This window comes from Methanobrevibacter sp. (assembly GCF_015062935.1).
Lineage (GTDB): Archaea > Methanobacteriota > Methanobacteria > Methanobacteriales > Methanobacteriaceae > Methanocatella.
The window spans coordinates 1-17679 of the sequence record NZ_SUTM01000017.1 but is presented as its reverse complement, the minus strand read 5'-3'; the positions used below and the strand labels follow the sequence as shown (position 1 = coordinate 17679).

At 33.8% G+C, this 17679-nt stretch carries 19 protein-coding genes; 8 read left to right on the top strand and 11 right to left on the bottom strand.

The features are described 5' to 3' along the window. Positions 1-124 precede the first annotated feature (124 nt). On the bottom strand, positions 125-397 hold the full coding sequence (locus E7Z81_RS08560) for a hypothetical protein (protein WP_292746361.1): 273 nt from the start codon (positions 395-397) through the stop codon (positions 125-127). 38 nt (positions 398-435) lie between these two features. Further along, positions 436-1131 (bottom strand): hypothetical protein, encoded by a 696-nt coding sequence (locus E7Z81_RS08555; protein WP_292746358.1) that lies wholly within the window; start codon positions 1129-1131, stop codon positions 436-438. A 201-nt stretch (positions 1132-1332) separates the two neighbouring features. Between E7Z81_RS08555 and E7Z81_RS08550 the strand changes: the two genes are divergently transcribed. Next, positions 1333-1689 (top strand): hypothetical protein, encoded by a 357-nt coding sequence (locus E7Z81_RS08550; protein WP_292746355.1) that lies wholly within the window; start codon positions 1333-1335, stop codon positions 1687-1689. Positions 1690-1711: 22 nt separating this feature from the next. Beyond that, positions 1712-3367: a phenylalanine--tRNA ligase subunit beta gene (pheT, locus tag E7Z81_RS08545; RefSeq protein ID WP_292746351.1), complete on the top strand. Its 1656-nt coding sequence runs from the start codon at positions 1712-1714 to the stop codon at positions 3365-3367. An 8-nt stretch (positions 3368-3375) separates the two neighbouring features. On the opposite strand, the gene E7Z81_RS08540 is transcribed toward pheT, so the two are convergent. Genes E7Z81_RS08540 through E7Z81_RS08530 form a run of 3 tightly spaced genes read right to left on the bottom strand, consistent with a single transcriptional unit; the run spans position 3376 to position 5730 of the window. After that, on the bottom strand, positions 3376-3516 hold the full coding sequence (locus E7Z81_RS08540) for a hypothetical protein (protein ID WP_292746348.1): 141 nt from the start codon (positions 3514-3516) through the stop codon (positions 3376-3378). After that, positions 3517-3921: a secondary thiamine-phosphate synthase enzyme YjbQ gene (locus E7Z81_RS08535; RefSeq protein WP_292746345.1), complete on the bottom strand. Its 405-nt coding sequence runs from the start codon at positions 3919-3921 to the stop codon at positions 3517-3519. Positions 3922-3981: 60 nt separating this feature from the next. After that, complete coding sequence (locus tag E7Z81_RS08530; RefSeq protein ID WP_292746342.1) at positions 3982-5730, bottom strand: nitrous oxide reductase family maturation protein NosD; 1749 nt, start codon at positions 5728-5730, stop codon at positions 3982-3984. A 280-nt stretch (positions 5731-6010) separates the two neighbouring features. Between E7Z81_RS08530 and E7Z81_RS08525 the strand changes: the two genes are divergently transcribed. After that, on the top strand, positions 6011-8968 hold the full coding sequence (locus E7Z81_RS08525; RefSeq protein WP_292746339.1) for a right-handed parallel beta-helix repeat-containing protein: 2958 nt from the start codon (positions 6011-6013) through the stop codon (positions 8966-8968). 49 nt (positions 8969-9017) lie between these two features. On the opposite strand, the gene E7Z81_RS08520 is transcribed toward E7Z81_RS08525, so the two are convergent. The 4 genes from E7Z81_RS08520 to E7Z81_RS08505 are packed head-to-tail and all read right to left on the bottom strand — an operon-like array spanning position 9018 to position 11415. After that, positions 9018-9236 carry a hypothetical protein gene (locus E7Z81_RS08520; RefSeq protein WP_292746336.1) on the bottom strand — a complete coding sequence of 73 codons (219 nt, stop codon included), beginning with the start codon at positions 9234-9236 and terminating at the stop codon, positions 9018-9020. An 8-nt stretch (positions 9237-9244) separates the two neighbouring features. Further along, positions 9245-9931, bottom strand: a complete 687-nt coding sequence (gene rpiA, locus E7Z81_RS08515; protein ID WP_292746334.1) for a ribose-5-phosphate isomerase RpiA — start codon at positions 9929-9931, stop codon at positions 9245-9247. Then, a complete protein-coding gene (locus E7Z81_RS08510; protein WP_292746332.1) occupies positions 9932-10372 on the bottom strand; it encodes a UPF0179 family protein in 441 nt (146 codons plus the stop codon). It lies immediately after the preceding gene. Next, positions 10372-11415, bottom strand: a complete 1044-nt coding sequence (locus tag E7Z81_RS08505; RefSeq protein ID WP_292746329.1) for an NAD(P)-dependent glycerol-1-phosphate dehydrogenase — start codon at positions 11413-11415, stop codon at positions 10372-10374. Before E7Z81_RS08505 ends, E7Z81_RS08510 begins: the two co-directional genes overlap by 1 nt. 141 nt (positions 11416-11556) lie before the next feature. Between E7Z81_RS08505 and proS the strand changes: the two genes are divergently transcribed. The 4 genes from proS to E7Z81_RS08485 all read left to right on the top strand — a co-directional run bounded on the left by proS (position 11557) and on the right by E7Z81_RS08485 (position 15447). Then, positions 11557-12960: a proline--tRNA ligase gene (proS, locus tag E7Z81_RS08500; RefSeq protein WP_292746326.1), complete on the top strand. Its 1404-nt coding sequence runs from the start codon at positions 11557-11559 to the stop codon at positions 12958-12960. A gap of 7 nt (positions 12961-12967) precedes the next feature. Then, positions 12968-13642, top strand: coding sequence for a 2-phospho-L-lactate guanylyltransferase (gene cofC / locus E7Z81_RS08495; protein ID WP_292746323.1), 675 nt, complete (start codon positions 12968-12970; stop codon positions 13640-13642). Next, positions 13643-14377 carry a bifunctional hydroxymethylpyrimidine kinase/phosphomethylpyrimidine kinase gene (thiD, locus tag E7Z81_RS08490; protein WP_292746320.1) on the top strand — a complete coding sequence of 245 codons (735 nt, stop codon included), beginning with the start codon at positions 13643-13645 and terminating at the stop codon, positions 14375-14377. Between the two features lie 77 nt (positions 14378-14454). Next, entirely contained in the window at positions 14455-15447 is a 993-nt protein-coding gene (locus tag E7Z81_RS08485; protein ID WP_292746318.1) for a tRNA-dihydrouridine synthase, read from the top strand. 35 nt (positions 15448-15482) lie between these two features. Here the strand turns inward: E7Z81_RS08485 and E7Z81_RS08480 are convergent, their stop codons facing one another. Further along, positions 15483-16235, bottom strand: a complete 753-nt coding sequence (locus E7Z81_RS08480; RefSeq protein ID WP_292746315.1) for an ABC transporter ATP-binding protein — start codon at positions 16233-16235, stop codon at positions 15483-15485. An 8-nt stretch (positions 16236-16243) separates the two neighbouring features. Then, a complete protein-coding gene (locus tag E7Z81_RS08475) occupies positions 16244-16993 on the bottom strand; it encodes an ABC transporter permease (RefSeq protein WP_292746312.1) in 750 nt (249 codons plus the stop codon). A gap of 317 nt (positions 16994-17310) precedes the next feature. Between E7Z81_RS08475 and E7Z81_RS08470 the strand changes: the two genes are divergently transcribed. Next, positions 17311-17679 (top strand): helix-turn-helix domain-containing protein (locus E7Z81_RS08470; protein ID WP_292746309.1); only part of this gene is annotated, 369 nt, incomplete at its 3' end.

The window sequence follows — 17679 nt, the reverse complement described above, 5'->3', positions numbered from 1 at the left end:
ATGAAAATGGATTTAATCATTATATAATTCAAACAATTTAAATCAGGAATAATCCTTTTTCCACACATCCAATTAATTCATCAAAAAAAATCAAGTATTAACAAAGAAAAACTGAAAAAAGAAATTAACTTTTATAGGAAAATAATGAAAAATCCAATTCATCGATTTTTCCGTCTAACCAGTCAAAATATATTTGTTTCAAATTAGGTGTTCTTTTCTCAACCATTTTTTTATATTTTAAAAAACTGGCATATTCATTAGGAAAATCATTTTTAAGATAAGATTCATAACTTTCACGAGTTTCAAGAGATATCCTTTCTTTACGATATAATATTAAAAGAATATCTATATCAATTAAACCTAATCCTCCGTCAAATTTTTCCATTATTTCAGACATCGTATCCTCCTTAAAAATTAATATATAAATAATATAAATTATATTTTCATTCTTAAATTAAATTCATCAATAAACTTCAGATTATTTTTAGCAATGAACCTGTCAAATAAGTTTTGATATTCAATAGAGTATAATTCATCATCCAAATTAGAATTATCTAATTTTTCAATAGCTTCATCATTATTGATAATGAAAGTAAACATGACATAACCAATATAATCTTTTAATTCAATTTTCAATGATTTTAAATATTTTTCATCAAAACTGCTGAACTCATTTACTAAAATTCCAATATTGCCATTAGAAACAATTACGGAAAACTTAATTTTAGAGCACAGCACGTTTTTAAAATCAATCAACGAGAAAATAATAGCACCATGAAAATGATTGTGACATATTACTAATACATTCCCTTTTTTGGATTCCTCTTTAACATTTTTAGGAACAGAAACTTTATCCCTTTCCCCTTCAATCAAATCTGCAATTAATCTTAAATCTTTGGTTAGAACAGTCAAATATTCTTTTTCGACATTTTGCGTATTAATTAAATGATAAATTGAAATCATAATTATTCTCTTAAATTGAGGATATTTTTTAATAACTGATTTCAACAATTCCTCCTGAGACTGAGACTTTACAATGACCTCCTCTTCATCACCAAAAGGAAATGCAGGAATTGGATTTAACCTACTGAGAATATTTTTTAATTTTAAAAAATTTCTAAAATCCACCATAACCAATACACCAGATAAAATTTTAATTTTAATAATATATAAATTACTTAGTACTAAATTAAAGCAATATTACGCAGTTACAACAATTTTAAGAAGCAAAAACAAATTTACTTAGCAAGAAAAATGAAAAAATAGTTAACTATATTATATTAAAAAATCAAATTATTAATATTATCAATCTAATAGAAGGACTGTGAAAAAATGAACTTAATATGGTTTTATGTTGCTATTGTATTGGCTTTAAGCGATATACTGCACACACAATTAATGTGGAAAGTTCTGAATAACTTTTACATACTTTTGGGCGGGTTAATTCAGCAGACTACCAAAACAACATGGCAAACATGGTTAGCACATGAAATAATGGAAGCAGGATTCCATTTTATTGTCCTGTCAATATTTTTCCTCAATCCGGTTATCGGAATTGAAGCAGCCCTTATTCATTTCTTTATAGATGTATCCCATACAATACTGATAAGAAATATGGGAGAACTCGAACATAGAGCATTACACTTCGTAATTGAATCTCTAGTTTTCATTTTAATTTATGGATTATAAAAATAAGCAATGGAGTTATTAAATGCCAGTTATTACATTTAAATATCAAGATTTAAAAGATTTAGGAATAGATATGGAAAAAGACGAATTAATAGACACTTTACCTATGATGTCAAGTGATATCGAAGACTATGACGATGAAGAAATCAAGGTTGAATTCTTCCCTAACAGACCGGACAATTTGTCTGTTGAAGGAGTAGCTAGATCTTTTAAAGGGTTTATCGGTCAGGAAATTGGTTTTCCGGATTATAAAGTTGAAGATTCAGGAGAATATGTGACAGTTGACAAAGATGTTGCTGCCATCAGACCATACATAGGATTTGCTAAAATCGATAATGTTGATTTTACTGGTGACAAACTCAAATACATAATGGAATTTCAAGAAAACCTCCACTGGGTAATTGGAAGGGACAGGAAAAAAGTAGCTATCGGTATTCACAATGCCGATGTGGTTGAAGCTCCATTCAAATACATTGCAACACCAAAAGATGTAAATGCATTTGTTCCATTAGAAAAAGATGTTGAAATGACTCCTGATGCAATATTAACCGACCATGAAAAGGGTGTTGACTATGCACACCTTATTGAAGATTTCGAAAAATATCCATTAATTCTTGATAAAAACGATAATGTATTATCCATGCCTCCAATAATTAACGGAGAGTTAACCAAAATTAAAGAAGACACACACAACATTATTGTTGATGTAACCGGTACTGATGAAAGAGCAGTTAATCAATCATTGAACATCATCTGTTCATCATTTGCAGAAGTTGGAGGTCAAATCAAAAGCATGGAAGTCAGATATGAAGACAAAACCATCAAAACACCTGACTTAACTCCTCAGGAAATGAACGTTCATGTAGATACTGCAAACAGCTTAATTGGAGGAACATCATTAACTGCACAGGACATTAAGGAACTGCTACTAAAAGCACGTTTTGATGCGGAAATTATTGATGACAATGAAGTTAAAGCAATCATTCCGGCTTACAGAGTAGATATTCTTCATGAAGTTGACATTGTCGAAAATATCGCAGTGCAATATCACATTAACAGTGTTGAAGCCGAACTTCCGGACATCAACACCGTAGCTTATGAGAATGACTGGTTTAAATCCGAAAGCATAATCCGTGAAATTATGATCAGTTTAGGATTCCAGGAAGTGATGAGTTTAATGCTTACAAATGAGGAAGCTCATTATGAAAAAATGAATCAAAAAGAAGAACCTCACGTTCAGGTTGCAAGACCAATCACAATCGACAGAACAATGATTAGAACCAGCCTGATTAATTCCTTGATGGAATTTTTAGAAGACAACAAACATGAGGACCTGCCTCAAAAAATATTTGAGATTGGTGATGTCCTATACTTGGATGATTCCAAAGAAAACAAAACCGTTACTTCCAAAAAGCTAGCAGGATTAATCTGTCACTCAACTGCAAACTTCACTGAAATCAAATCAGTTGTAACAAGTGTTTTATCCAACTTAGGATATTCCATGGAAATATCTGACAGTGAAAACAAAACATTTATTCCAGGAAGAGCTGCTGATGTAACCGGTTCAGCTGAAAAAGGATCTGTTAAAGGGTTCTTTGGTGAGGTATCACCTGAAGTAATAACCAACTTTACTTTAGAATATCCTGTTATTGCATTTGAAATTGAATTTATCAACTAAATTCTTTTTCAATACCATAATTTTCTCATGTCTGTTTCCATCTGGGAATAATTGTTTACAACATGAGAACCATCATAATTATAGAAAACAAGGATAAAAATCAGCAATATAATTATAATAGCTATTAAAATTATTGTCCATCGCTTCAATTATTCACCAACCATTGTCAAAGTTATTGTTCTTGAACGTCTTGGTCCATCTAATTCAACGAAAAATACTGATTGCCAAGTTCCCAAATCCAGTTTCTGATTTTTGACAGGCAGTGATTCGCTTGATGAAAGCAAAAATGATTTCATATGAGACCTTGCATTATGGTCAATTCTATCATGAGAATATGAATATTTATCAGTAATCAGATTTTCAAGGGTAAATTCAAAATCAGCCAATAATCCTTTTTCATTTTCATTGACAACAATGGCTGAAGTGGAATGCCTTGAAAAAATAGATATAATTCCCTCGTTAATGTCAATCAATTCATTAATCCTTGATGTGATATCAATAATTTCAAATTGTTTGTTGGTATCTAATTTTAAAGAATAAGATTTTACTGTCATCGAAAAGATATTTGTTAAAACAAGTTAATAAAATAAAAGAAAAAAAGAAAAGTAAATTTTTTAATCTAAATCACTTTTTCGTCTGTATCCATATATTAAACATCCCATCAAAGAAACGATACTCAATACAACAAGGCCTGATGTATCTGTAACTTCTTTTGAGATTTTACTTGGAGGAACTACTTCATATGCTTTACCTTCCTGGGATACTTCACCTTCACTGGCATCACCAGCATTCAAATCCCCATCGGTTTGAACATCCTGCCCATTATCTGATGAGTCCTGACGTGTCCCTGAGGCATTTGTACCATAAACTCCAGAATTTTTGTTGCTGGAGAAATGTGCACTATTGGAAGTACCATTCTGTTGGTTTCCATTTCCTTTTGCTGTTCCACCAGTTACTGAATCGGTTGAAGTCTGTGAACTGGAACCGTCTGCTCCCATAATACCATCAGTTGAATCTGAAGATGTGGAGTCCTGGTTATCATCTTTTTCACCGGAGGCTGCTTTATACTTATATTTTACAGGCTCCCCTCCAACCATTACTTCAATATCATACTCCTTGTCAGGATCCAAGTTTGCATCAATAGTAGCCTTACCATTTACAAATTTAGCAGAATACTGATTTCCGTCAATGTTGACTTTTGTGTCAAATGTTCCGAATTCCTTTACCGCTTCACCTTTTGTATCATACATCTGAAGACCAATACCGTTTTTAACAGATACGGTTCCCAGTTTCATAATACCTGCAAGAAGCATAGGGCATACAAAGGTATTTGAATCATCTGTTGAATCAAACCAGTTGTCACCTAATTTGAATACAGGCAATTCAGGATTGTTTTTGGCCTGATACATCTCATTATGGGCCAAAACATTGTATTTGACTTCAAGTCTTCCCGGAGTATTTTCCTTTTTGGTTATGAATCCTGAACCAAATAGGAGTCCGTTTCCTGTCTCGTAAACTCCCCCTGTTTCTTTGATTGAAGGGTTTTTACGATTGCTTGTAAATGAATTTGCATTGATTACATCATATGTTGAGGTAGAATTGATGAAAATTCCATTAAGATTCTCATAAGCATTGTTGTGCTTAATTGTATTCCCATAAGATTTATTTTGCAGAGTTATTCCGTTCAACACATTGTGATGGATATCATTATAAACAATAGTGTTGTTATCTATATTTGAGGTCTCGATTCCGGACCTTTGATTATAAGATATTGTATTGTTTCTAATTGTACTGAATCCAACATCCTTGAGCTGGAGCCCATCACCTGTTGATTTTGAAATTGAGTTAAAACTTACAGTCACATACTTTGAATCCTTAATAAGAACTCCTGCTTTGTTTCCACCAGTGATGACATTATTTTTAACTGTCGTATTGTCTGATGAATCAACAATAACACCATAATCATTGAAATTGGATGTGATAGTTATTCCTGACAAGACGCTTCCGACACTATTGCGTGTGAAGTAAAAACCGAAAGTTTTGTCTATTCCTAATTCCTGAGCTTTGCTGGTAACGCTATCGGAAGCATAAACCTTGCTGTGAGCACTGGAAATAACATTCAACTTCTTATCCACTACAATAGATATATTTCTATACTCTTTTGAAGTAAACTGAATTGTATCCCCGTCATTTGCATTGTCAAAGATAACCTGTATATCATCGTTGGACAATTCATTTGTAACCTGATAGGAATTACTTTGTGAAGTTAAATTATTATTGGACTTATCAGTTGCATTAACTGTTGAAATTAGCAATAAACATGTAAAACATACAAATAAAAGAATAATTATCTTTTTATTCATATATAAACCCTCAATTTACTGTTAATCAAAAATAAAAATATAAAACTTACGAATTATATTTTATTTAATATTGATTAATTATTATTATATTGACAGTTAAACAATATAAAGTTTTTTAAATTAACTAATATGATTAAACATGTGTTATTAACTCAATTTGAATAGCTTAACATTGTTATAAAAAATTAATATAAATAATAAAAAATACAAACTATAATTAATTGCTTATCGTTGGAAAAAACTATAAGCAATTATGTAAAAAATGGAGAAAGATGATTATATGAACAAAAAGAGTTTGTTTATAACTACATTATTAGTTTTCGCAATAATCTTAAGTTCATCAGCAGTATTTGCACAGGATGCTTCAGATATTGCTGCAACAACTGATGAATTAGGATTACAGGAAAGCTCTGATGTAAGTGATATTATTCAAAGTACAGAAGATTCAAAGTTATCTTCCAGCTACGACATTAAAGCTAATTCAGATAGTCAAACCATCCAAAATACTATCAATAATATGAGCGATGGAGATACTTTAAACTTCGAAGAGGGAACATATAACGACATTTGTATATATGTAGACAAAAGCATTACAATCAATGGTAACGGAGCAACATTAATCGGATATGAAAATCCAAACGAAAATACTACTCCTGATAAAGTTATCACTCCTACACAAGCCGGAGGATACGGAATAGGAAACTATGCAACATTATATCTCATAAACAATACTAATGTTGTCATCAACGGATTAACCATTGTCGGACAGAACCCTGCATACGGACAGGCAGCTGTTTATGCAACCCAGGCTAAAAACTTAACCATTGAAAAATCCACAATTACCGGAGGATACTGGGGTATTTACTTAAATTCCTGTGCTGACGGAACTATTATAGACAATACCGTTCAAAACCAAGAAGCAATTGGTATTATAAACTTCGGATCTGCAAGAACCCTTATTGCAAACAACAAAGTTGTCAATGCTAAAAACCACGGTATCGATGCAAGACACGGAACCGGACCTAATGTTCAAATTTTAAACAACACAGTTATCGGTTCCAAAGAAGGTATATACTTAATGCACTCCAAAGGACACACTGCAAGCGGAAACACCATTATTAACTGTACTACAAGTTCTATCACATGTTACGGATCAGGTCAAATTACTCTTTCCAATAACATTTTACAAAAATCCAGAATCGGTATTTTACTTGGTGGAGGATACTATGACATCAACATTGAAGAAAATACCTTCAGTTTAGACAATTTGCCTTTCCCACCTACATTCGTTTACTATGTAGCTCAGGCAAATAGCGCTTACCAAACTGCAGACAATGTAATTGGAACCTACACCGACAGTTCATCCAGTGATGTTTCATACACCAAAACTGCAGACATTGCAACCCCTGTTAAAGTAAACCCTGATTACTCAGCAATCGTCAACCCAACAGGAACTACATACAATGTCACCAGTGAAATGAGCGGAACTGAAATCCAAAGCGTAATCGATTCAATGGCTGATGGAGACTCATTATCCTTTGAAAAAGATGCAGTATTTAATGACATCTGCATTTACACTGATAAAAATATTAAAATTATCGGAAATAACGCTACCTTAATCGGATACAACAACCTTAACACTGAAAACATACCTGTAAAAATTAGAAATGCAACCGCTAACGGCGGATATGCAATAGGAGAATATGCAGTAGTATATGTTGTAAACACAACCGGAGCAGTAATCAGCGATTTAAATATTGTTGCACAGTATCCTGGTTATGACACCACCAAAGCAACAACAAATACTGAAGAATATAAAACTGTAGGATTACACATTGAACAAAGCAAAAAATTCTCAGCTGTAAACTTGGATATTACCGGCGCATCCTGGGGTATTTTCTTAAGAAGTTCACCTAACGGACTTGTAGCTAACAACAACATCCACGATGTATACACAACAGGTATCATGAACTTCGGTTCAGCTAACACTACCATCATGAGCAACACAATCACAAATGCTTTTAACCATGGTATCGATGTGAGACACGGAACCGGACCTAACGTAGTTATCTACAACAACACAGTCAGCGGTGCAAAAGAAGGAATCTATCTTATGCACTCCAAAGGCCACAGTGTTTACGAAAACACAATCAGCAATTATAAAATCAGTGCTATTACTGCATACGGATCTGGAAATGAAGCTATCTTCAACAACACCATAGGTACCGGAAGATTACACTTCCTGCTTGGTGGAGGATACTACAATGTAACCATTGGAACCAACAAATACCCTGCAACTTCAATGTACTACCCATTCCCACCAACATTCAGGGAATTCATCGCATTTGCAGATTCCAAATTCCAAAGTGCAGCAAACATAGTTGGACTTTACAGTACCAATATCAATACCCAACTTGTTGCTGAAGACATTAACCTTACCAATACCAAAGGAACTATTACCGTAACCTTGAAAGACGGTTCCGGAAGTGCAATATACAATGAAGAAGTTCTTTTAACATTAAATGATAAAAATTACACTGCTACAACAGATTCCAATGGTATTGCATCCTTTGATGTCACTGCAAAAGATGGTGAAAACACTGCAACTTTCACATATAATGCTAGAAGCTATTTCGTAAGTTCAAATGCAACTGCAAAAATCAATGTAATTAGAAATGCAACTTCTATCAGTGCAGTTAAAGTTACAAAAACTTACAATGTTGCTAAAAATGTAGTCATTACATTAAAAGATGCTGATAAAAATGTATTAGCTAATAAGACAGTATACCTTGTCATTAACGGTAAAACCTACAAAGACGTAACCAATGCAAAAGGTCAAGCAAGCATTGCATTAACTAATTTAGCTCCTAAAACCTACACTGCAACCGTTAAATTTGCAGGTGAAGACAAATTGAAAGAATCTAGTTCAAAAGTCACTGTTGTAGTTAAAAAAGCAGCTCCAAAATTAACTGCTAAAGCTAAAACCTTTAAAGCAAGTGTAAAAACCAAAAAATACACTGTAACTTTAAAAACCAACAAAGGTAAAGTAATTAAAAACGCTAAAGTTACAATTAAAGTTAAAGGTAAAACATTCTCTGCAAAAACCAACAGCAAAGGACAAGCAACCTTGAAAATTACCAAATTAACTAAAAAAGGTAAATACACCGCTATTGTTAAATTTGCAGGTAACAGTTACTATGCTGCTAAAACCGTAAAACCTAAAATAACAATTAAATAGAAGAGATTAATTAATCTCTTTTAATTTTTCTTTTTTTAAAAAAATAAGATTAGTACATATTCCTGCGGGAATATGCAATGTAAATTATAAATATTCCAATCAGAATCAGTACGATTTGAGGAAATATTGCAAAAATTATTGTAGGAATTATTTTTAATTCAGCCAAAAGCCATAAAACACCATAGATTACGATTAAAATCCCAAATAACAATGCAATTTTATAGACTATATCTCTTAAATCCGGAAGGCCTCCATAAGGAATTGGCATCAAATCACCTATAATTCTTTTGTACCTTCAGGTGTTCCGACAATAACCTTATCGACCATCTGTGAAAAGATTCCGTTTTCAACAACACCCGGAATGGAATTCAAGTCTATTTCCAGGTGTGAAGGTGATTCTATTTCATCAAATTTGGCGTCAATTACAAAGTTGCCGTTGTCTGTTATTACAGGACCGTCTTTTCTTTGAGCCATTCTGATTTCACATTCAGCACCCATATCCTCCAATGTCTGTATGACCATACGGGAAGCATCAGGCAAAACTTCAACAGGCACCGGAAACTCACCTAGAGCATCGACACATTTGGATTCATCCACAATAACAATAAATTCTTTTGCTGCATAATCCACTATTTTTTCCTTTGTGTGGGCAGCTCCTCCACCTTTAATTAAATTGAAATCAGCATCGACTTCATCTGCTCCATCAACGGACAAATCAATGTCATGTTCTTCTAATGTAGTTATTGGAATATTCCATTGTTTAGCTATTAATAATGATTGAAATGAAGTTGGAATTCCCATTACATTAATTCCTTCTTCTTTTATTCTCATTCCTACTTTTTCAATGAAATAATGGGTTGTTGAACCTGTACCAAGTCCTAAAACCATTCCATCTTTTACATATTCAGCAGCCTTATAACCTGCATTCTTTTTACTAGAATCATTGCTACTAGCATTTTTCATCTAAATCACAAATCCCAAATTTAATTTATTAAGTTTATAACCTTTTTTGCATTCCTGCTTATGTTTTCCGTCATTTCTCAATACGATGCACTTGTCATCTTCAAACAGACCTTCGGGGAAACATAAATCATGAAATTCACAGTCTTCTTCATCACAGTCAGGAGCCTTATATGTGAATGTTGATCCTTCAAAAATACTTTTGGAAGCAGTTAACAAATCAATTGAAGCCCTGTCCACATCAACCGGAACAACAATACCCTCACCATGAATAGGGCATTTCTGTTCATTATCCCGTACATCAACGACGACATATTTCCTGTTTTCTTCCAGATTTCCGATACAGGATGATTTAAATCTGCAGTTTTCACAATCTTCAGCAGGGCCTAAAAAAATAAATTCCTGACCTTCCTTTGCAAGTTGCTTACCTATCAATGTAATCATTAAATCACCTCTGTTTTATGGGCCAATTCATAGGCCGCATCCTTTGAAATTCCATTATCGCCCAAAATAGTGTATCTTTCAGGCCTGATACTATGAGCCATCATTAACGCTTCAATTATATCCTCCTCAGCCACACCAATTTCAGCTGCAGTGGTAGGAGCCTGAACAGCTTTTAGAGCATCTCTAATTGCTTTCCAGTCACCTCCATGAAGATACATCATCATTATTGTACCGATTCCGCATTGTTCACCATGCAGAGCAGGCTTATCCAGAATCTTATCAAGCGCATGTGAGAAGAGATGCTCGGAACCGCTGGCGGGACGTGAAGAGCCGGCGATACTGATAGCCATACCTCCGCTGAACAGTGATTTCATAACTATTCTTGCACTAGGTTCAAGATTAGGCTTGATGTTTGAAATATTGTCTGTAATCAAATGAGCAGACATTATTGACAATGCAGCTGCGGATTCACTGAATGACTCGTTTTTAAGCCTGTGCGCCAGTTCCCAATCCTTAATTGCAGTAAAATTTGATATCAAATCGGCACATCCTGCAGCCAGAAGTCTGAATGGGGATTGTGCCAATATTTCGGAATCTGCAATTACAGCTATTGGTGAATGGGCTGTAACTGATATTGAAGTATTAGGATTTTTAATTGATGCCATAGGAGATACAATTCCGTCGTGAGATGCGGTTGTCGGCATTGAAACAAAATATACGCCCTGATTGAAAGAAGATAATTTAGCTACATCAATTACTCTTCCACCACCAATACCCAAAACGGTAGTATCGAGAGTAATCAATTCTTCGACTTCTGATATTGATTCTTCAGATGCATCCTTCACTTTAATGACATCATATTCAATACCTTCCTTTTCAAGGCTTTCTATTGCAGGTTTTGCACCAACATCATATGTATGGGAGCCTGTAACAATCAAAGCCTTTTTATCTAAATGTAGAGACTTACAAATCTCAGCAGTATCTTTTATAATACCCGGATCAATGTAAACTTCACGAGGCATTTGTATTTTCCTATTACTCATAATATCTCCTAAAATTAATTATACAATACTATATATGTAAAATATAATTATAAATAGATTTCTTATTACAAATGATGATTAAAAAAATATAATACTTATTAAAAACAAATAATTTAACATTATAAAAAATTATTAGGTGATATGGTGGAAAATTTTGACGAATGGTTTCATGATATTTTAGAACAAGCGGATATAACTGATTCAAGATACCCTATTAAGGGAATGGCTGTTTGGAGACCTTATGGTTTTCAGATTAGAAAACATTCAATGAACATTATTAAAAAATTATTGGATAAAGACCATGATGAAGTACTGTTTCCAATGCTTGTTCCTGAAAGTGAACTTGCAAAAGAAGGAATTCATGTAAAAGGATTTGAAGATGAAGTATATTGGGTAACAAAAGGCGGTCAAAGGGAATTGAATGAACAGCTAGCCTTAAGACCAACAAGTGAAACTGCAATCTATCCGATGTATTCATTATGGATCAGGACTCACATTGACCTTCCAATCAAAATGTATCAGATTGTGAATACCTTCAGATACGAAACCAAACACACTAGACCTTTAATCAGAGTAAGAGAAATCACTACATTCAAAGAAGCTCATACTGCCCATGCAACTAAAGAGGAATCTGATGAACAGATACAGGACTTTATTGAAATGTACAAACAGTTCTTCGATGATTTGGGAATTCCATATTTAATTTCCAAAAGACCTGAATGGGACAAGTTCCCGGGTTCTGACTACACAATGGCTTTTGATGTAATCATGCCTAACGGTAAAACCTTACAGATTGGTACCATACACAATTTAGGCCAGACTTTTGCAAAAACATTTGACATTACCTTTGAAGACAAGGACGGTGAACACAAACTTGTCTATCAGACCTGTGCAGGAGTATCAGACAGAGTCATTGCATCAGTAATAGGAATTCACGGAGATGACAAGGGATTACGCCTACCACCTAAAGTATCACCGAATCAGGTAACCATAATTCCAATTTTATTTAAAAAAGGAAAAGAGGAAGTCCTGGCAAAATGTTCAGAAATTAAAGAGACTTTGGAATCAGAAGGCATCAGAGTCAACATTGACGACAGGGACATAAGGCCGGGTAAGAAATTCAATAACTGGGAACTTAAAGGAACTCCAATCAAACTTGAACTCGGACCTAGGGATCTTGAAAACAATATCACTATTGCAATGACCAGAGACACTGAAGAGAAAACAGAAATTCCATTGGACGAAAATCTGACAGATACAGTCATTGACTTATTAAATCAGTCTTCAGAAAACCTATCCTCCCAAGCATGGGACTTCCAGAACGAACATGTCAAGTTTGCAAACACCTTAGAAGAAGTTCCTGAACTTGTTGAAGCAGGAAATGTAGTTAAATTTTATTGGTGCGGAGATGAAGAAGTCGGACATGAAATTGAAGAAAAAACCGGCTATGACGTTTTAGGAATTCAGGAAGAAGTATCTGAAGGTACATGCATAGCAAGCGGCAAGGATGCCAAATACATTGCATTGATAGCTAAAACATACTAGTGATAATATGGACAACATTTATGCAATAATTCCAGTTAGTAAATTCAAAAATGCAAAGACACGTTTATCACCTTTCTTATCCGAAGAAGAACGGGAAAAACTCCTAAAAGTGATGCTTCAGGATGTTACAGATACTTTAAAAAAATATGTGGACAAAATTTTCATCATAAGCCGTGATGAGGATGTATTGAGCTATGCAGAGAGCTTGAATTTGGATACCATTTTGGAAAATGAGAATTCCAACTTAAATAAAGCATTGACACAGGCAATGAAATACTGCAAAGGAAAAACCAGAAAAATCATGATTGTTCCTTCAGACATTCCATTAATCGGAAAAACCAATGTTAAAATGTTGATTGACGCTTCTAAAAATTTGGATTTCATTATTGTTCCGTCAAAAGGTGGCGGAACAAACATGATTATCATGAAACCTATGGCAATCAGAACCCGATTTGAGGGTTTCAGCTACAAGGAACATGTTAATGCCGCTGAAAGAAAAAAATTAAATCCTCAGGTTCATGATTCACTGTTCATGGCATTGGATGTGAATACCGCTGAAGATTTAGGTGAAATAATGATTCATGGCGAAAAAACACATACAAGACAATACCTCAAAGAACTGAAAGTGACCTTTGAACCGTTCAGAGGAAGCGAACGAATAAAAGTCACCAGAGATGATTAGATGATTGTAATGTCAATAGCTGGCGTTGACCCTTCAGGAGGAGCAGGGGTTTTTGCTGATTTGAAAACATTTCAGGCCATCGGCGTTTACGGAACCGGAATTGTAACTGCACTGACAGCTCAAAATCCATATAAATTCTTTTCAACATTGCCAGTCAATGAAACATATATTGAAGAGCAGATTGATGCCGTTATGGATTCCTATGAAGTTGAATTCATAAAAACCGGAATGTTATATTCTCCTGAAATTATCAAACTGGTTTCAAGAAAAGTTAAGGAATATGATTTAAAAGCAGTTGTCGACCCTGTAATGGTTGCCACATCCGGAGGCGACCTAACAAAGGAGGACATTGCCAAAGCATTGAATAAGTATCTTCTTCCCCAGGCCATTCTTACAACACCAAACATCGCCGAAGCAGAAAAGTTAACCGGTACAAAAATTGATTCCAGGACCCGCGCTGAGAAGGCATCCCGAATTATGAAATGCAATAACATCATCACAGGAGGCCATCTGGACGGTCTTAACACCCTCAACATTGACGGAGAAGTTTCATTTAAAAAACAGGAACTGATTGAAACAGACAATCTTCACGGTACAGGGTGCAACTTGTCCGCAGCAATAGCGGCTTATCTTGCTAAGGGCAATGATTTGAAGGATTCCATTTTAAAGTCCCTTGATTATGTCTATGAAGGGATAAAAAACGGAAACTATGGAACATTGATACCTAAAATATAATTTACTGCTTTTTTAAACACAGGGTAAGTTTAAAATTACTTATTTCCTTTTATACTATTTTTTACAATAATATTTCTATGAAAACAATATTCGACAAATGTAAATTAGGAAACTTGAAGCTCAATAGCCGCATAATCAGAACAGGTCTTTGGGAGTCTCAGCAATGTGATTTGAATGCAATTTATGAGAGATATGAAAAGATCGCTTCAAGCGGAGTTGGTCTGATAACCTCCGAGCTGTATTCACTTTATCCTATGGACAAATTCAGCGAACATTCATTTAAAATGGAAAATCTCAATTTCATGACAATGGCAGGAAAGATAACTGAAATTACACACAGTTATGATGTTCCAATATTAGGGCAGGTCGAATTCATCAAATACAACCGAAACATTGATTTGGATATTGCAGTCAATGATTTGACAATTGAAGATATCCGTAAAATTCAATCAGACATTATTGAAGCCGCTCAAAAGCTTCAACTTGCAGGTTTTGACGGCATACAGCTATCCATCGGAAACAATTTTTACCTATCCAAATTCATAAATCCATATTACAACCAAAGGGAAGATGAATATGGGGGAAATGTCTTCAACAGAATGAGACTGGTTCTGGAACTGATTAAAGTTATGAAGGACAATCTTGATTTGCACATATCCTGTAAAGTGAACACATTTGATGAGAGAAAGGATGGTTTTGATTCAAATGAAAGTCTTGAAGCGTGCAAACTGCTTGAAAAAGTAGGTGTCGATTCAATTCAGGTTACAAGACCTCTTTCACCATTATATTTCACTAAAAAATTATCCGGAGAAGGAGAACTGATTGAATATTCCAACAAATTGATTGATAACGTTGACGTTCCTGTTATTGTCGGCGGAGGATTCAATGACATGAATCATATGAATGAAATTTTAAATACAACCAATATTGAATTTCTGTCCATGTACAGGCCTTTTGTTGCAAAAAACGATTTCTTAAAAGACTGGAAAAACAATTCTGAAAGCAAATCCAGATGCCTGATGTGCAATAACTGCTATAGAACTAAAACCAGCACATGTTACCATTACTAAAAAAAAGAAGAATTGAGGAGAATTAGTTTAAAAAACTATTCTTCCATATTTAAATCTTTTACTATAGATTCCTGAAGCTTTATAAATTCAGGGGAGTCCCTTCTTCTTGGCCTTTCAATATCAACATCAACTACATAAGCAATACGGCCAGGATTTTTATCAAGAATCACTATTTTATCTGCAAGAAATACTGCTTCATCCACATCGTGAGTTACAAAAACTATTGTATTTTCAAATCTTTTCCAAACTCCAATGAGCTGTTCCTGTAACTTATGTCTATTTTGCATATCCAATGCAGAAAACGGCTCATCCATAAGCAAAATAGGTGAATGATTAAGCAAAGATCTAATAATTGCAACCCTTTGTTTCATACCACCTGAAAGTTCATGAGGATAGCTATCTTTAAAGTCAATTAAACCGACACTTGTAAGATATCTTTCTGCAGCAGCAATATTTTCTTCCTTGGAATTCTTTTTTGTCATCTCCAAACCGAATGTAACATTCTGAAGAACAGTCAACCATGGAAATAGTGAATATTGCTGGAAAATAACTGCTCTATCACCGGATGGCTTTTTAACAACTTCGCCATTAGCAACTATTTCACCAGAAGTAGGATGGTCAAGACCTGCAATTAATCTTAAGAGAGTGGTTTTTCCACATCCGGAAGGTCCCAAAAGACAAACCAACTCACCATCATTAATAGTTAAGTTAATATCTTCTAAAACAGATAATTCATCCTTCTTTTTGCCTTCAAAGGATTTATTAATATTTTTAACTTCAATTGCCATGATTTCACCTACCAGAATATCCTATCTTGTGCTTTAGTAAATACAAAGTCAAACACTAAACCAATTAAACCAATAACCAACATACCAACTACGGTAGTACCTGTATCGAATAAATTGGTTGCTGTTAAAATCATATAACCTAATCCGCTGCTTGAACCAATCATTTCCGCAGAAATTGTACACATTAAAGCAATACCGATACCTACTTTCAGTCCGGAAACGATATATGGAACAGCTGATGGCACTACAATACGTTTTAAGACATTCCAATCATTAGCTCCTAAAGTCTGAGCTGATTCTACTAAAACCTTGTCGGTTCTTTTAACCCCATCAAGAGTATATATCAAAATAGGGAAAACACAACCCATGAATATAATAAATACTGCAGGAACTGTACCTATTCCAAACCATAAGATTGAAAACGGAATCCATGCAACAGGTGGAATTGGCCTTAAGATACTTATTACAAAAGTAGCAATATCTTCCAAAGTCTTATACCATCCAAGCAGTATTCCTAAAGGAATAGCTATTATTGAAGCCAGTATCAAACCAGCAAATACCTTAAATAATGTATCAATAGTATTTGTCAAAAGCTTTCCATTCTCAATAACAACCCATGCGGAATTTAAAACATCCAAAGGACCCGGTAAAATATATGAAGAAAATAATCCCATACCGTTAGTAATTACATACCAAAACAATATTAAAATTATTGGTAGAATCAAAGGAACGAATTTATTTTTATAATTATCAAACATTTCATCACTTAATAAAAATTTATACATAAATAGTTATGTTATCATATTATAAAAACTTTAAAAAAAAAAATAGACTTAAAATAAAATAAAGAAGAAAATAAAAAAAATAAATTTTGGAATTTATATAACTTATTGTGCTAATTTATCTAAATGGTGCAAGAATACCTTGACTTCTTCAAGTCGAGGATGAATTGCATAAAAAAGGGCATTAGTTATCAAATGCTCTTGGTAATTCTTTATATGTTGTCGGTTGATATATTATATTTTGTGTTCAAAATTAATTGGAATATAAAATAGATATTTTGATGTGTTTTTTCATGTTAGATGAGTGTATTATTGTTAATGAAGGTTTGAAGGTTAAGTTGTATCCCGATAAGGTTATGAAGGATAAATTTAATCAGAGCCTGGGTAATACTAGATTTGTCTGGAATAATTTATTAACAGAATACCAAAAAACCTTTGAATTATTTAAACAACATGGTTATACAAAGCTAAAATGCAATCAAACCACATTCAACACCATGTTAACAATGTTGAAAAAACAATATCCATTTTTGTATAAAAGTGAGTCAAGTAGCTTGCAACAGGTTTATCGTGACTTATTACACGCATTTAATGGATTTTTTAAAAAAAATTCCAATTATCCAAGATTTAAATCCAAAAAGAATCCCAAAAATGGATTTAGA

What these genes read in the sequence shown, in the direction of transcription:
- E7Z81_RS08530 (WP_292746342.1), bottom strand. Translation starts at nt 5,730, where the DNA reads ATGAATAAAAAGATAATTATTCTTTTATTTGTATGTTTTACATGTTTA.
- E7Z81_RS08505 (WP_292746329.1), bottom strand. Translation starts at nt 11,415, where the DNA reads ATGAGTAATAGGAAAATACAAATGCCTCGTGAAGTTTACATTGATCCG.
- cofC (WP_292746323.1), top strand. Translation starts at nt 12,968, where the DNA reads ATGGACAACATTTATGCAATAATTCCAGTTAGTAAATTCAAAAATGCA.
- E7Z81_RS08525 (WP_292746339.1), top strand. Translation starts at nt 6,011, where the DNA reads ATGAACAAAAAGAGTTTGTTTATAACTACATTATTAGTTTTCGCAATA.
- E7Z81_RS08535 (WP_292746345.1), bottom strand. Translation starts at nt 3,921, where the DNA reads ATGACAGTAAAATCTTATTCTTTAAAATTAGATACCAACAAACAATTT.
- pheT (WP_292746351.1), top strand. Translation starts at nt 1,712, where the DNA reads ATGCCAGTTATTACATTTAAATATCAAGATTTAAAAGATTTAGGAATA.
- E7Z81_RS08555 (WP_292746358.1), bottom strand. Translation starts at nt 1,131, where the DNA reads ATGGTGGATTTTAGAAATTTTTTAAAATTAAAAAATATTCTCAGTAGG.
- E7Z81_RS08520 (WP_292746336.1), bottom strand. Translation starts at nt 9,236, where the DNA reads ATGCCAATTCCTTATGGAGGCCTTCCGGATTTAAGAGATATAGTCTAT.
- thiD (WP_292746320.1), top strand. Translation starts at nt 13,643, where the DNA reads ATGATTGTAATGTCAATAGCTGGCGTTGACCCTTCAGGAGGAGCAGGG.
- E7Z81_RS08475 (WP_292746312.1), bottom strand. Translation starts at nt 16,993, where the DNA reads ATGTTTGATAATTATAAAAATAAATTCGTTCCTTTGATTCTACCAATA.
- rpiA (WP_292746334.1), bottom strand. Translation starts at nt 9,931, where the DNA reads ATGAAAAATGCTAGTAGCAATGATTCTAGTAAAAAGAATGCAGGTTAT.
- E7Z81_RS08485 (WP_292746318.1), top strand. Translation starts at nt 14,455, where the DNA reads ATGAAAACAATATTCGACAAATGTAAATTAGGAAACTTGAAGCTCAAT.
- E7Z81_RS08550 (WP_292746355.1), top strand. Translation starts at nt 1,333, where the DNA reads ATGAACTTAATATGGTTTTATGTTGCTATTGTATTGGCTTTAAGCGAT.
- E7Z81_RS08480 (WP_292746315.1), bottom strand. Translation starts at nt 16,235, where the DNA reads ATGGCAATTGAAGTTAAAAATATTAATAAATCCTTTGAAGGCAAAAAG.
- E7Z81_RS08510 (WP_292746332.1), bottom strand. Translation starts at nt 10,372, where the DNA reads ATGATTACATTGATAGGTAAGCAACTTGCAAAGGAAGGTCAGGAATTT.
- E7Z81_RS08560 (WP_292746361.1), bottom strand. Translation starts at nt 397, where the DNA reads ATGTCTGAAATAATGGAAAAATTTGACGGAGGATTAGGTTTAATTGAT.
- proS (WP_292746326.1), top strand. Translation starts at nt 11,557, where the DNA reads ATGGTGGAAAATTTTGACGAATGGTTTCATGATATTTTAGAACAAGCG.